Below are 14291 nucleotides of genomic sequence, written 5' to 3'. Positions count from 1 at the left end.
CAATTCAGTCAAACGCCAAACTCTTCCCGATACGCCCGCACTGACGCCAGGTGATCCGCCATCTCAGGTTTTTCTTCCAGATAAGCAATCAAGTCTTTCAGGGTGATAATCGATGTCACTGTGCAGCTGTAATCACGTTCAACTTCCTGAATCGCTGAAATTTCGCCGCGACCACGTTCCTGACGGTCCAGAGAGATTAATACTCCCGCAAGCGTCGCGCCATTAGCCTGAATAATCTCCATGGATTCACGGATTGCGGTTCCGGCGGTGATCACATCGTCCACCAGCATTACTCGCCCTTGCAGCTCGCTACCAACCAGATTGCCACCTTCGCCGTGCGTTTTAGCTTCTTTGCGGTTAAAGCAGTACGGCACATCGCGATCGTGGTGCTCAGCTAACGCTACCGCAGTGGTTGTCGCAATCGGAATACCCTTGTAAGCCGGGCCAAACAACAAATCGAAATCAATCCCGGAATCCACCAACGCTTCGGCGTAGAAGCGGCCTAACAAGGCCAGATCGCGCCCGGTATTAAACAGGCCGGCATTGAAGAAATAGGGGCTTTTGCGCCCGGATTTCAGCGTAAATTCGCCGAACTTAAGTACCTGCTTGTTAAGCGCAAACTCAATAAACTGGCGCTGATAGGGTTTCATGGATTTGCTCCTCATTAACTTTTCTACGGACAAAAAAAAGGGCGACAACGTCGCCCTTAAATCAATTTTCTAACGCCGCTTTCTGCGCCGCGACAATGGATTCGATTCCCCCTCGGGCTAACGCCAGCAAGGTAAGAAGTTCTTCGTGGGTGAACGGCTCGCCTTCTGCCGTGCCCTGCACTTCAATAATACGACCGTCTTCGGTCATCACCACGTTCATGTCGGTTTCTGCTGCTGAGTCTTCAACGTACTCGAGATCGCAAAGGGCTTCACCCTTCACAATCCCAACGGAGACTGCGGCAACCATCCCTTTCATTGGGTTGGTTTTGAGCTTTCCTGCGGCAACCAGTTTGTTCAACGCATCGGCTAACGCCACACACGCGCCGGTAATAGACGCGGTACGCGTACCGCCATCGGCCTGAATCACGTCGCAGTCCAGTGTAATGGTAAATTCGCCAAGAGTTTTGAGGTCAACGGCTGCGCGCAGTGCGCGAGCAATCAGACGCTGAATTTCCATCGTACGACCACCCTGTTTCCCTTTTGCCGCTTCGCGAGCGTTACGGGTGTGGGTTGCACGAGGAAGCATGCCATATTCAGCAGTGATCCAGCCTTGCCCCTGGCCTTTCAGAAAACGCGGAACGCCTTCGTCGATAGAGGCGGTGCACAGCACTTTGGTGTCACCGAATTCAACAAGTACGGAGCCTTCAGCGTGAATTGTATAGTTACGGGTCAGGGTGACGGGGCGCACCTGATTGGCGCTACGGCCTGCTGGACGCATGATGATATCTCCGGCTTGAAACGAATGTGGCTGCGCATTATACGGATTAAACGCGCTTATTCCTATCCTGACAAAGCCCCGAAAGCTATAATCCCCCCATCTCACCTCCAAAAACGGACATGTCTATGATACGCAGTATGACCGCCTACGCCCGGCGTGAAATCAAGGGTAGCTGGGGTAGCGCTACCTGGGAAATGCGCTCGGTAAACCAGCGCTATCTGGAAACCTATTTCCGTATGCCGGAGCAATTCCGTAGCCTTGAGCCGGTCGTCCGCGAACGCATTCGTGCTCGCCTGACGCGCGGTAAAGTGGAATGTAACCTGCGTTTTGAACCCGATGCGAGCGCGCAAGGGGAGCTGATCCTCAATGAAAAACTGGCTAAGCAGCTGGTAAATGCCGCGAACTGGGTCAAGATGCAGAGTGACGAAGGTGAAGTTAACCCTGTTGATATCCTGCGCTGGCCGGGTGTGATGGCTGCGGGAGAGCAAGATCTGGATGCCATCACCACAGAAATTATGGGTGCGCTGGATGGCGCTCTGGATGACTTCATTATCGCCCGTGAAACTGAAGGTCAGGCGCTTAAAGCGATGATTGAACAGCGTCTTGAAGGCGTTAGCGCAGAAGTCCTGAAAGTCCGTGCTCATATGCCTGAAGTTCTGCAGTGGCAGCGCGAACGCCTGCTCGCCAGACTGGAAGACGCCGAAGTCCAGCTTGAAAATACCCGCCTGGAGCAAGAACTGGTCCTGATGGCGCAGCGCGTTGACGTGGCTGAAGAGCTGGACCGTCTGGAAGCTCACGTGAAAGAGACCTACAACATTCTGAAGAAAAAAGAAGCTGTGGGCCGTCGCCTCGATTTTATGATGCAGGAATTTAACCGCGAATCGAACACGCTGGCCTCTAAATCAATCAATGCTGAAGTCACGACTTCCGCGATTGAACTGAAAGTGCTGATTGAGCAGATGCGCGAGCAGATTCAGAATATCGAGTAATCGTATGGGTAGCTCGCCGCGAGCTACCCATTATTTTTTCTCATGGATGAAAACCACCTTCACTCATAACAATCCTTATTTAGTGCAACAAAAACCCAATCAATAAATTAGTTTAACTAAGCCAAATAGCTTCGCCTTAGAAAATCTCAATCGTGATCTCCCCCACAAAAGGCTACTCTGCCGCCAGTTTTTCTGGAGGCGATAATGCTGTTACATATTCTTTATCTGGTTGGTATCACAGCCGAGGCGATGACTGGCGCCCTGGCTGCCGGACGTCGACGTATGGACACTTTCGGAGTGATCATTATCGCAACCGCAACGGCACTGGGCGGCGGATCTGTTCGCGATATCTTATTGGGGCACTACCCACTCGGCTGGGTCAAACATCCTGAATATGTGGTGATCGTTGCCGTCGCTGCTGTGCTGACCACCGTTGCAGCCCCTGTCATGCCTCATCTACGACGTCTGTTTCTGGTACTGGACGCATTAGGTCTAATTGTGTTTTCCATTATTGGCGCACAAATCGCGCTGGATATGGGAGAAGGTCCAATCATCGCCACCATCGCCGCTGTCGTAACGGGCGTATTTGGCGGCGTGTTGCGCGATATGTTCTGTAAACGCATTCCACTGGTGTTCCAGAAAGAGCTTTATGCCGGGATTTCCTTCGCATCAGCAGTGTTGTATATCGCCTTGCAGCATTATGTTTCAAGCCATGATGTCGTTGTCATCGCGACATTGCTTTTCGGTTTTACCGCGCGACTGTTGGCGCTGCGTTTAAAACTCGGGCTGCCTGTTTTTCACTACATCCACGACTCGCACTGAGTTCTTAACGTAAGGACAACGGGCAGAAAAAAAGCACTTTTCGTGGGCTTATAATATATCTAAAAACGAATACAATACCGCTCTGTAACCGCCCTGGAAATTTGCGTTAAGAACCAATGTCATTTGCCAAAGCCTCTGTTCTCACCATAGATAAAAAGCTCAGCAGCCATTTTTTAATCCTGCTGCTAATCTCCGTGCTCATACAAATATGGCCAGTGTACTTTACGCAACCTGCACGTTTTGTGGTACGCATTGCGATTTGTAATAGCCTTCTGTTGCTCGGCGCTTCGGCTATCTATCGCTACCTTCCAGGTAAAATTATTGCCTTCATTCTTACCGCCCTGCTGACGCTCAATTTTGGGATTGCATTCAGTACCTGGAACGTTTACCAGAGCGAGTTCAACACTGTTTTTGCCATGAGCATTCTGGCAACTCACGTTGCTGAAGCAAAAAGTATGTCAGGCTTATATCTCAGTAGCCTTCCGGTGATCGTTGCCTATTTTATTATCACCTTCTACGCCATTAAATCGCTAAGTGAAAACCTTTCAGATCGGACAAAAACGATAAGCATAATATTGCTGGTTGGTTACATGGGCTGGTACTCAACCGCTAACTGGCTGAAAAAGCGCAAAGACCTCGAGGTTTACTACCCACTTAGCTCGCGAATCCTGACAAACACGCCGTTTTACACTGGCTCAGAGTTCATTATTGCTCACCGGGACAGCGCGTTGGCTGACAAAATCAGTCAATACAATGTCCATTATCCTGCCCTGCAATACCATCAGACGGGTATCGAAAACTATGTGGTGATCGTCGGTGAATCAGCGCGTCGCAGCAATATGCAGCTTTACGGATTCAACCAGGATACAACGCCTGTCGAGTCGGCCTTTAAGCACAATGCGCTGATCTTTGCTCATGCTATAGCCCCTGCTTCAGCCACTGTACTGGCTGTCCCCATGATCCTTAGCAAAGCCGATCCCGATAACTTTACCGTCGATAAACTGGCAGATAACATTGTTAATATTGCGCATAAAGCGGGCTATTACACTGAATGGATCAGCGCGCAAGGGAACTCAGGAAAGAGCAATAACTATATTGTTGCTATTGCCTCAGCCAGCCAAAAAGCGCAGTGGATTAATACGCAATACGACACTGAGCTGTTGCCCGCCCTCGATGATGCGCTGAAAAAGCCCGGTAAGAAATTCATCGTGCTGCACATCAACGGCAGTCATGAAATGGCGTGTGATCGCTACCCTGAATCAGCAAACGTTATTAATACCGGCGATAAATACGAAGATTGCTATAACAATGCGATCCGCTATACCGATTACTTTATCGGCGAGGTTGCGAAACGTTTGCAAAGCAGCGCGTCTTCAATTCTCTATTTCTCCGACCACGGGCTAGAAAAAAACCCGCAGCTGGAATCGATTTATATGCATGGCTCCCGTAATCCAAGCAAAGAGGCTTACGAGGTTCCGCAGTATATTTGGTATAGTCAGCCTGCTCTCGCCAGCCAAAAACGCCAGTTAGGGTGGGTTCCAGGCTTCTGGTCCACAGCAAATAACTATGGGCTAATGCTCAGCTGGCTTGGCATCTCCACAGGCGTTGAAAACTGCAGTTCTGTGCTGGAAACCTGCTACCAGGAACCCACATTGCTCCCGGTTATGGATGGCGGCCGCCATATTTTCGATTACGACCAACTGCGTGAAACCTTTAGCTCAGCGGATAAAAACACCCCTTGGCGGAAGGCCAAAACAGGGTCGCTCTAAAATCCCTTAACCCCTTGCTCACCTAGCCATACCGCGAGGTTCACGATCACGGGATCATGAAAAAACGCGACCAGCCTTTGCGCTTTTTCCGGGCCGATACCGGGAAGCTGATGCCAGCTTCCCGCATCTTTATCGCGTAATTCTCGCCAGGAACGTTCATTAAGCGCTTTTATAGCAGTTGCCGGCAGTGGCACCCCGAACGCACTCATCCATCGCGTAAACGGCTGCTGGCGTGCGAACTCAAAGCGATGCCATAGCTGTAAACCGCGTGCAGAATTAAATCCTGGCGTACTCTGGAGCTGCTCTTTAGTTAACGCTAGCCAGGAGAAAATGTGTTCAAAATGGTGTGCTTGATGTAATAGCCGCCAGTTCGAATCGCCTAATCCCTCAATATCAAGAACCTGTCGAGAGCTCAGCCAGACGAAACGAGCAAAAAACTGCTCCAGACAATCCGGCGATGCATAAAAACAGGTCAGCGGACTAAAGTGCGATGCAGGGGGAACCGGTTTGATACGTTCAACGCCCCGCCATACAACGTTATCCACGCGCGGTATACCTTGCCCGGCAAGACTCACCAGCACCTGATCACCGGGCGCAATATCCAGCGTTCGCCAGCGTCCAACCGAACCCAAACTCACCCGCTGTACGCGCTTGTCGTCCAGTTGCACAGGTTCAAGTATGGCTACAACGGAGATCTTGCCCGTTCGCCCAACCGCAAATTGAATGGCTTTGACTTCGGCAAGCTGCGAAACAGGCAAATACTTCCAGGCAACAACCCAATCCCCTTCACCGGGTTGCCAGCGCTCGCCCGCTGGCTCAATCGCGGAACGAACAACAATGCCGTCAGTGGCAAAAGGCAGAGGCGATGTCTGCCACTGGTTTTTAATTTGTTCAACCTCGTCAGCTGTTCTAACGACTCGCGTATAGCGCTCAGTCAGAGCAAAACCCGCTTTCGTCAGCTCAGCCAGACGTTGCGCCATGCTTTGTGGACCATCAGGCCAGGCCCAGATAAACACACCGAGATTATCCAGCACCGGCTGATGGGTCTGGCGCATCATCAAACCCGCAACTTTAGCTCTGGCGTTCATTCCTCCCATTTGCTGCTGAACATGTCCGTTGCTCAGCAAGAACAGCTCCCCCTGGAGAACGCTGTCAGCCAGTGGGCCTTGCAGGGTTATGGGGATCACAGGGATTTTTTGTACCTGTGCCGTCCAGTCCTCTCCTTTGATGCCATCTCCACGGCTGATCGCCTGCACTAACTTCCCTTTTTTATAGACTAGTGTTACTGCCACACCATCGACTTTCGGCTGTGCCCACAAGTCATGGTGAACTCTCAACCACTTGCGTAACTCTTCTTTACCCACCACTTTATGTACGCCCGTATGCGCAATGGGGTGTTTTATCGTGCCGCTGGCCAAGGGAATGTCATCAGAAACCGGTTCGTCGTCAAAACAGCGTCTCCATTGCGCTAGCCGTGTGTTCAGTTGATCGTACACCTCGTCGCTAACATCGCTTTTTCCCTCTTTCCAGTAAGCCTGATTCCAGTGGGCTATCTGCGCACTTAGCCCCGTAATTTCCTGCTTTGCTTTCATGTGTGACCAGTCAGGGCATATCGCTATTCCACAACCGCTCCACAGCATTAACACTATTCCCACCCATTTCCACATCGTGACGCCTCCCTGTTTTGCGCAAGGTATAACCCTGCTGTTTTGCCCTGACCAGCAGCAAAATCACGATTTACGAGGACGCTTCAGCGTTTTGTTTTAATTGCAGCAAAGAGGTAGAAGAACCGGAAAACGGCACGCAAAAATCAACAATCCAGCGGAAAAAGCGTGACAAAGGCTACGTCACGGAGCGGCGACGTGTATAATAAGCCCGTATGTAGGACTTCATCGCTAACACATACAAAAGACTCTCATGGCTCAAGGCACGCTTTATATTGTTTCTGCCCCTAGTGGCGCGGGTAAATCCAGCCTGATTCAGGCGCTGTTAAAAACCCAACCGTTGTACGATACGCAAGTTTCGGTTTCTCACACCACGCGAGCACCGCGTCCGGGCGAGACACACGGTGAACACTATTTCTTTGTTAATCACGACGAATTTAGAACGATGATTGGCAGAGATGCGTTCCTTGAACACGCTGAAGTATTCGGTAACTACTACGGGACATCCCGTGAAACCATTGAGCAGGTTCTGGCAACCGGTGTGAATGTGTTCCTGGATATCGACTGGCAGGGTGCACAGCAGATTCGTGCGAAAATGCCGCAAGCCCGAAGCATTTTCATTTTGCCGCCATCGAAGGATGAGCTCGACCGCCGCCTGCGTGGACGTGGTCAGGATAGCGAAGACGTTATCGCAAAACGTATGGCGCAGGCAGTTGCAGAAATGAGCCATTACGCCGAATATGATTACCTTATTGTGAATGATGATTTTGATACCGCACTGGGCGATTTGAAAACCATCATTCGTGCAGAACGTCTGCGCATGAGCCGCCAGAAGCAGCGACATGACGCATTAATCACCAAACTGTTGGCAGACTGAACCCACATTCAGTATCATGCCCAGTCCTTTCTTCATCTGTGGAGCATTTTAAGTATGGCACGCGTAACTGTTCAGGACGCTGTAGAGAAAATTGGTAACCGTTTTGACCTGGTACTGGTCGCCGCGCGTCGCGCTCGTCAGTTGCAGTCCGGTGGTAAAGATCCACTGGTACCAGAAGAAAACGATAAAACCACCGTGATCGCGCTGCGCGAAATCGAAGAAGGTCTGATCAACAACCAGATCCTCGACGTACGTGATCGCCAGGAGCAGCAAGAGCAGGAAGCCGCAGAACTGCAGGCTGTAACCGCCATTGCTGAAGGTCGTCGTTAATTAATCCCGCGGGTCGCCCTTGTATCTGTTTGAAAGCCTGAATCAACTGATTCAAACCTACCTGTCTGAAGAGCAAATTAAGCGTCTTCAGCAGGCGTATCTCGTTGCACGTGACGCTCACGAGGGCCAGACACGTTCAAGCGGTGAACCCTATATCACTCACCCGGTAGCGGTGGCCTGTATTCTGGCCGAGATGAAACTCGACTATGAAACGATAATGGCTGCGCTGCTGCATGACGTGATCGAAGATACCCCCGCCACTTACCAGGATATGGAACAGCTCTTTGGCAAAAGCGTTGCCGAACTGGTGGAAGGGGTCTCTAAGCTTGATAAGCTGAAATTCCGCGATAAGAAAGAGGCGCAAGCCGAAAACTTCCGCAAGATGATTATGGCAATGGTGCAGGATATCCGTGTCATCCTCATCAAACTCGCTGACCGCACCCATAATATGCGCACGCTGGGCTCTTTACGCCCGGATAAACGTCGCCGCATTGCGCGTGAAACCCTCGAAATTTACAGCCCACTGGCGCACCGTTTAGGTATCCATCACATTAAAACCGAGCTTGAAGAGCTGGGTTTTGAAGCGTTATACCCGAACCGCTATCGCGTCATTAAAGAGGTCGTAAAAGCCGCGCGCGGCAACCGTAAAGAGATGATTCAAAAAATCCTCTCTGAAATCGAAGGGCGTTTGCAAGAAGCGGGGATTCCGTGTCGCGTCAGTGGCCGTGAAAAACATCTGTACTCTATTTATTGCAAAATGGTGCTTAAAGAGCAGCGTTTTCACTCGATCATGGATATCTACGCTTTCCGCGTGATCGTTCATGATTCTGACACCTGCTATCGTGTACTCGGTCAGATGCACAGCCTATACAAACCGCGTCCGGGGCGCGTCAAAGATTATATTGCCATTCCAAAAGCGAACGGATATCAATCTTTGCATACCTCAATGATCGGCCCGCACGGCGTACCGGTTGAAGTGCAAATCCGCACCGAAGACATGGACCAGATGGCGGAAATGGGTGTTGCGGCACACTGGGCTTATAAAGAGCACGGTGAAACCAGCACGACCGCGCAAATTCGCGCCCAGCGCTGGATGCAAAGTCTGCTTGAACTCCAGCAAAGCGCCGGTAGCTCATTTGAATTTATCGAGAGCGTTAAATCCGATCTCTTCCCGGATGAGATTTACGTTTTCACGCCAGAAGGGCGCATTGTCGAACTGCCTGCTGGCGCAACGCCGGTCGACTTCGCTTATGCAGTGCATACCGATATTGGTCATGCCTGCGTGGGCGCACGCGTCGACCGCCAGCCGTATCCGCTGTCGCAGCCACTCACCAGCGGCCAGACGGTTGAAATTATTACCGCACCGGGCGCTCGCCCGAATGCCGCATGGCTCAACTTTGTTGTCAGCTCAAAAGCACGCGCCAAAATCCGCCAGTTGCTGAAAAACCTGAAACGTGATGATTCAGTCAGCCTTGGTCGTCGTCTGCTCAACCACGCGTTGGGCGGCAGCCGTAAGTTGGCCGAGATTCCGCCAGAGAATATCCAGCGTGAGCTTGAGCGTATGAAGCTCGCCTCGCTTGACGATCTGCTGGCTGAAATTGGTCTGGGTAATGCAATGAGCGTCGTCGTGGCGAAGAATCTGCAACAGGGCGATGCTTCCGTTGCACAACCCACCACGCAAGGCCACGGCCATCTGCCTATCAAAGGTGCAGATGGAGTGCTTATCACTTTCGCCAAGTGCTGCCGACCGATTCCTGGCGACCCGATCATCGCGCACGTTAGTCCTGGTAAAGGTCTGGTTATCCATCACGAATCCTGCCGTAACATCCGTGGCTATCAGAAAGAGCCTGAGAAGTTTATGGCCGTTGAGTGGGATAAAGAGACCGAGCAAGAATTTATCACCGAAATTAAGGTCGATATGTTCAACCACCAGGGCGCGCTGGCGAATCTGACGGCGGCGATTAACACGGCCTCTTCCAACATTCAGAGCCTGAACACGGAAGAAAAAGATGGTCGTGTTTACAGTGCGTTCATTCGTCTGACCGCTCGCGACCGCGTGCATCTGGCGAATATCATGCGCAAGATTCGCGTCATGCCGGACGTTATTAAAGTCACCCGTAACCGAAACTAGCATAATGAACTCAAACCGTTATGAGCGTATCTGTGAAATGCTCGCCAGACGTCAACCCGATCTGACCGTCTGCATGGAGCAAGTCCATAAACCTCATAACGTCTCTGCGATAGTGCGTACGGCGGACGCCGTTGGCGTGCATGAAGTCCACGCCGTTTGGCCGAGCAACCGCATGCACACTATGGTTTCGAGCGCCGCGGGTAGCAATAGCTGGGTGACGGTTAAAACACATCGCACCATTGCCGACGCGGTCTCACAACTGAAAGAAAGCGGCATGCAGATCCTGGCGACGCACCTTTCCGATAAAGCAGTCGATTTTCGCGAAATTGATTATACCCGCCCGACCTGCATTCTGATGGGTCAGGAGAAAACCGGGATCACGCAAGAAGCGTTAGATCTGGCGGATCAAGACATCATCATCCCGATGATCGGCATGGTGCAGTCGCTGAATGTCTCCGTGGCCTCTGCGTTAATTCTGTATGAAGCACAGCGTCAGCGTCAGAACGCAGGCATGTACGAACGCGAAAACAGCATGCTTCCTGAAGATGAACAGCAGCGTCTGTTGTTTGAAGGTGGCTATCCGGTGCTGGCTCGCGTGGCTAAGCAGAAGAAATTGCCTTATCCCCACGTCAATGCGCAGGGCGAAATCGAAGCCGATGCCGCATGGTGGTCCACAATGCAGTTTGCAGGGTAATCCATGAACGGCCATCTGCTTGATGCCATTCCGCTAAGCTCGTTAACGGGCGTGGGCGCGGCGCAAAGCAGCAAACTGGCAAAAATCGGTCTGCACACTGTACAAGATTTACTCCTGCACCTTCCCCTGCGTTACGAAGATCGCACTCAGCTTTACGCTATTGGCGATCTGCTTCCAGGCATTTATGCCACTGTGGAAGGTGAAGTCCTGAACTCCACCATCACCTTCGGCGGTCGTCGCATGATGACATGCCAGATCAGCGATGGTTCCGGAATTCTCACGATGCGGTTTTTCAATTTCAGCGCCGCGATGAAAAATAGCCTTGCCGCCGGACGGCGTGTGTTGGCGTATGGAGAAGCCAAACGCGGGAAGTACGGTGCGGAGATGATCCACCCGGAATACCGTGTTCAGGGCGATCTCAGTACCCCTGAATTACAGGAAACGCTGACACCGGTTTATCCCACGACGGAAGGCATCAAGCAGGCGACGCTGCGCAAGTTGACCGACCAGGCGCTTGAACTGCTCGAGACCTGCGCCATCGCCGAACTGCTGCCACCTGAACTGGCGCAAGGTATGATGAGCCTGCCGGAAGCGATTCGCACACTGCATCGCCCACCGCCATCCTTACAGCTGAGCGATTTAGAGAGCGGCCAACATCCGGCGCAGCGGCGGCTTATCCTTGAAGAATTACTGGCACATAACTTGAGCATGCTGGCGCTTCGCGCTGGTGCACAACGTTTTCATGCACAACCTCTTCCCGCCCGTGATGATTTAAAAGATAAGCTGCTGGCCTCCCTGCCGTTCAAACCCACTAACGCTCAGGCGCGAGTGACTGCGGAGATCGAACGCGATATGGCGCTCGACGTGCCAATGATGCGCCTGGTTCAGGGTGACGTGGGTTCAGGTAAGACACTGGTCGCCGCCCTGGCTGCGTTGCGCGCCATTGCGCATGGTAAGCAGGTCGCGTTAATGGCTCCGACCGAACTGCTGGCCGAACAGCATGCGAATAACTTCCGCAACTGGTTTGCACCGCTTGGTATTGAAGTCGGCTGGCTTGCCGGGAAGCAGAAAGGCAAAGCGCGTGTGGCACAGCAAGAAGCCATCGCCAGCGGTCAGGTACAGATGATTGTCGGCACTCACGCCATTTTCCAGGAGCAGGTACAGTTTAACGGCCTTGCACTGGTGATCATCGATGAGCAGCACCGTTTTGGCGTGCATCAACGCCTGGCATTGTGGGAGAAAGGACTTCAACAGGGTTTTCACCCGCATCAGCTGATCATGACCGCCACGCCTATCCCACGCACCCTGGCGATGACTGCCTATGCCGATCTGGACACCTCAACTATCGACGAATTGCCGCCTGGCCGTACGCCGGTCACCACCGTAGCCATTCCGGATACCCGTCGCCACGAAATCATCGAGCGTGTCCGCAACGCCTGCACTCAAGAGGGCCGTCAGGCTTATTGGGTGTGTACTTTGATTGAAGAGTCCGATCTGCTTGAAGCTCAGGCCGCAGAAGCGACGTGGGAAGAGCTCAAGCTAGCGCTTCCCGAGCTGAATGTCGGGCTGGTTCATGGCCGAATGAAACCTGCTGAAAAGCAGGCCGTGATGCAGGCATTCAAACAGGGCGAGCTGCATTTGCTGATCGCCACTACAGTTATCGAAGTCGGCGTGGATGTACCCAATGCCAGTCTGATGATCATCGAAAACCCGGAACGTCTGGGTCTTGCGCAGCTCCACCAGCTGCGTGGCCGCGTCGGACGTGGCGCGGTGGCCTCCCATTGCGTCCTACTCTTCAAATCACCGCTTTCCAAAACGGCACAAATGCGCTTGCAGGTGCTTCGCGACAGCAACGATGGATTTGTCATTGCGCAAAAGGATCTTGAGATCCGTGGTCCTGGCGAATTATTAGGAACGCGTCAGACAGGTAACGCTGAATTCAAAGTTGCGGATTTATTGCGCGATCAGGCCATGATCCCAGAGGTTCAGCGCCTCGCACGTCACATTCATGAACGTTATCCCGCTCAGGCCGTCGCATTAATTGAGCGCTGGATGCCGGAAACCGAGCGTTATTCCAACGCCTAATAAACACTGACAGAAACAGTTTGTATAATTTATAAATGCAATCGTTTGCTTTTACCATCCGGTCAGATAAAATGCCCGCTTTTCCACCGTGGGATTGCCGCCGATGTCCGTTAACGCCGTAGAGTCTCCTGATGCGCAACCGATTGCGAAGACTCATCATAATAGTGAATTAATCTACCGTCTCGAAGATCGCCCCCCGCTGGCGCAAACGCTGTTTGCCGCGAGCCAGCATTTGCTGGCGATGTTCGTGGCCGTTATCACGCCTGCACTGTTGATCTGTCAGGCGCTCGGTTTACCGGCACAAGACACGCAGCACATCATCAGCATGTCGCTCTTCGCTTCCGGCGTGGCATCCATTATTCAGATTAAAGCCTGGGGTCCGGTAGGGTCGGGGTTACTGTCGATTCAGGGCACCAGCTTTAACTTCGTTGCGCCACTGATCATGGGCGGAACTGCACTGAAAACTGGCGGTGCGGATGTCCCGACAATGATGGCTGCTCTGTTCGGTACATTGATGCTGGCAAGCTGCACGGAGATGGCGATCTCCCGCGTTCTGCATCTGGCGCGTCGCGTGATTACGCCGCTGGTATCCGGCGTAGTGGTGATGATTATCGGTCTGTCGCTGATTCAGGTCGGCCTGACGTCTATCGGTGGCGGCTATGCGGCGATGAGCGACCATACCTTTGGCGCACCGAAAAACCTGCTGCTGGCGGGTGTCGTGCTGGCAATTATTATCCTGCTCAACCGCCAGCGTAACCCGTACCTGCGCGTTGCGTCGCTGGTGATTGCTATGGCGGCCGGTTACCTGATGGCGTGGGCGCTGGGCATGCTGCCGGAAAACACCGCACAGACCGACAGCCCGCTGATCATGGTCCCCACGCCGTTGTACTACGGCTTAGGCATTGACTGGAACCTACTGCTGCCGCTGATGCTGGTGTTCATGATTACTTCGCTGGAAACCATCGGCGATATCACCGCGACGTCTGACGTATCCGAACAGCCAGTCTCAGGCCCGCTGTATATGAAACGTCTGAAAGGCGGTGTGCTGGCGAATGGTCTGAACTCGTTTGTCTCCGGCGTATTTAATACGTTCCCGAACTCCTGCTTTGGTCAGAACAACGGCGTGATTCAGCTCACCGGTGTCGCCAGCCGCTATGTTGGCTTTGTCGTCGCACTGATGCTGATTGTGCTCGGCCTGTTCCCGGCGGTAAGTGGCTTCGTGCAGCACATTCCGGAACCGGTTCTGGGCGGTGCGACGCTGGTGATGTTCGGTACAATTGCGGCATCTGGCGTGCGCATTGTGTCACGCGAACCACTGAACCGTCGGGCGATCATGATTATTGCGCTGTCTCTGGCCGTCGGTCTGGGCGTGTCTCAGCAGCCTCTGATCCTGCAGTTTGCGCCTGACTGGGTGAAAAACCTGCTCTCCTCTGGCATCGCCGCAGGTGGTATCACGGCAATTGTTCTGAACCTCGTCTTCCCGCCTGAAAAGAACTGATCCC

The 14291-nt window shown here is 52.6% G+C and carries 12 protein-coding genes; 9 read left to right on the top strand and 3 right to left on the bottom strand.

The window, feature by feature from the left end:
• Positions 1 to 8 precede the first annotated feature (8 nt).
• Together pyrE and rph are read right to left on the bottom strand one after the other, a co-directional pair.
• On the bottom strand, positions 9 to 650 hold the full coding sequence (gene pyrE / locus C3708_RS14710) for an orotate phosphoribosyltransferase (RefSeq protein ID WP_095280148.1): 642 nt from the start codon (positions 648 to 650) through the stop codon (positions 9 to 11).
• A 61-nt stretch (positions 651 to 711) separates the two neighbouring features.
• Positions 712 to 1428 carry a ribonuclease PH gene (gene rph / locus C3708_RS14705; protein ID WP_095280146.1) on the bottom strand — a complete coding sequence of 239 codons (717 nt, stop codon included), beginning with the start codon at positions 1426 to 1428 and terminating at the stop codon, positions 712 to 714.
• Positions 1429 to 1553: 125 nt separating this feature from the next.
• Here rph and C3708_RS14695 point away from each other — a divergent pair, with 125 nt between their 5' ends.
• The 3 genes from C3708_RS14695 (at position 1554) to C3708_RS14685 (ending at position 5008) form a co-directional block, all read left to right on the top strand.
• On the top strand, positions 1554 to 2417 hold the full coding sequence (locus C3708_RS14695) for a YicC/YloC family endoribonuclease (RefSeq protein WP_103947706.1): 864 nt from the start codon (positions 1554 to 1556) through the stop codon (positions 2415 to 2417).
• Between the two features lie 204 nt (positions 2418 to 2621).
• On the top strand, positions 2622 to 3239 hold the full coding sequence (locus tag C3708_RS14690; protein ID WP_103950279.1) for a trimeric intracellular cation channel family protein: 618 nt from the start codon (positions 2622 to 2624) through the stop codon (positions 3237 to 3239).
• A 116-nt stretch (positions 3240 to 3355) separates the two neighbouring features.
• Positions 3356 to 5008 (top strand): phosphoethanolamine transferase, encoded by a 1653-nt coding sequence (locus C3708_RS14685; protein WP_103950278.1) that lies wholly within the window; start codon positions 3356 to 3358, stop codon positions 5006 to 5008.
• On the opposite strand, the gene ligB is transcribed toward C3708_RS14685, so the two are convergent.
• A complete protein-coding gene (gene ligB / locus C3708_RS14680) occupies positions 5005 to 6675 on the bottom strand; it encodes an NAD-dependent DNA ligase LigB (protein ID WP_103950277.1) in 1671 nt (556 codons plus the stop codon). The genes C3708_RS14685 and ligB overlap by 4 nt on opposite strands.
• A 250-nt stretch (positions 6676 to 6925) precedes the next feature.
• Here ligB and gmk point away from each other — a divergent pair, with 250 nt between their 5' ends.
• The 6 genes from gmk (at position 6926) to C3708_RS14650 (ending at position 14287) form a co-directional block, all read left to right on the top strand.
• On the top strand, positions 6926 to 7549 hold the full coding sequence (gene gmk, locus C3708_RS14675) for a guanylate kinase (protein WP_095280135.1): 624 nt from the start codon (positions 6926 to 6928) through the stop codon (positions 7547 to 7549).
• Between the two features lie 54 nt (positions 7550 to 7603).
• Positions 7604 to 7879, top strand: a complete 276-nt coding sequence (gene rpoZ, locus C3708_RS14670) for a DNA-directed RNA polymerase subunit omega (RefSeq protein WP_095280132.1) — start codon at positions 7604 to 7606, stop codon at positions 7877 to 7879.
• Positions 7880 to 7898: 19 nt separating this feature from the next.
• On the top strand, positions 7899 to 10010 hold the full coding sequence (gene spoT / locus C3708_RS14665; RefSeq protein WP_103950276.1) for a bifunctional GTP diphosphokinase/guanosine-3',5'-bis pyrophosphate 3'-pyrophosphohydrolase: 2112 nt from the start codon (positions 7899 to 7901) through the stop codon (positions 10008 to 10010).
• A 4-nt stretch (positions 10011 to 10014) separates the two neighbouring features.
• Positions 10015 to 10704, top strand: coding sequence for a tRNA (guanosine(18)-2'-O)-methyltransferase TrmH (trmH, locus tag C3708_RS14660; RefSeq protein ID WP_095280125.1), 690 nt, complete (start codon positions 10015 to 10017; stop codon positions 10702 to 10704).
• 3 nt (positions 10705 to 10707) lie between these two features.
• Entirely contained in the window at positions 10708 to 12789 is a 2082-nt protein-coding gene (gene recG, locus C3708_RS14655) for an ATP-dependent DNA helicase RecG (protein ID WP_103950275.1), read from the top strand.
• A 103-nt stretch (positions 12790 to 12892) separates the two neighbouring features.
• Positions 12893 to 14287: an NCS2 family protein gene (locus tag C3708_RS14650; RefSeq protein WP_103947701.1), complete on the top strand. Its 1395-nt coding sequence runs from the start codon at positions 12893 to 12895 to the stop codon at positions 14285 to 14287.
• The last annotated feature ends 4 nt before the right edge of the window (positions 14288 to 14291 follow it).

It is taken from the genome of Lelliottia sp. 7254-16 (assembly GCF_002922995.1).
GTDB lineage: Bacteria > Pseudomonadota > Gammaproteobacteria > Enterobacterales > Enterobacteriaceae > Enterobacter > Enterobacter jeotgali.
The sequence above is the reverse complement of the archived record's forward strand: the minus strand, read 5'-3'. Positions and strand labels throughout refer to the sequence as shown.

Coding starts and splice junctions, on each gene's coding strand:
- gmk (WP_095280135.1), top strand. CDS start 6,926: ATGGCTCAAGGCACGCTTTATATTGTTTCTGCCCCTAGTGGCGCGGGT.
- pyrE (WP_095280148.1), bottom strand. CDS start 650: ATGAAACCCTATCAGCGCCAGTTTATTGAGTTTGCGCTTAACAAGCAG.
- recG (WP_103950275.1), top strand. CDS start 10,708: ATGAACGGCCATCTGCTTGATGCCATTCCGCTAAGCTCGTTAACGGGC.
- rpoZ (WP_095280132.1), top strand. CDS start 7,604: ATGGCACGCGTAACTGTTCAGGACGCTGTAGAGAAAATTGGTAACCGT.
- C3708_RS14650 (WP_103947701.1), top strand. CDS start 12,893: ATGTCCGTTAACGCCGTAGAGTCTCCTGATGCGCAACCGATTGCGAAG.
- ligB (WP_103950277.1), bottom strand. CDS start 6,675: ATGTGGAAATGGGTGGGAATAGTGTTAATGCTGTGGAGCGGTTGTGGA.
- rph (WP_095280146.1), bottom strand. CDS start 1,428: ATGCGTCCAGCAGGCCGTAGCGCCAATCAGGTGCGCCCCGTCACCCTG.
- C3708_RS14695 (WP_103947706.1), top strand. CDS start 1,554: ATGATACGCAGTATGACCGCCTACGCCCGGCGTGAAATCAAGGGTAGC.
- C3708_RS14690 (WP_103950279.1), top strand. CDS start 2,622: ATGCTGTTACATATTCTTTATCTGGTTGGTATCACAGCCGAGGCGATG.
- trmH (WP_095280125.1), top strand. CDS start 10,015: ATGAACTCAAACCGTTATGAGCGTATCTGTGAAATGCTCGCCAGACGT.
- C3708_RS14685 (WP_103950278.1), top strand. CDS start 3,356: ATGTCATTTGCCAAAGCCTCTGTTCTCACCATAGATAAAAAGCTCAGC.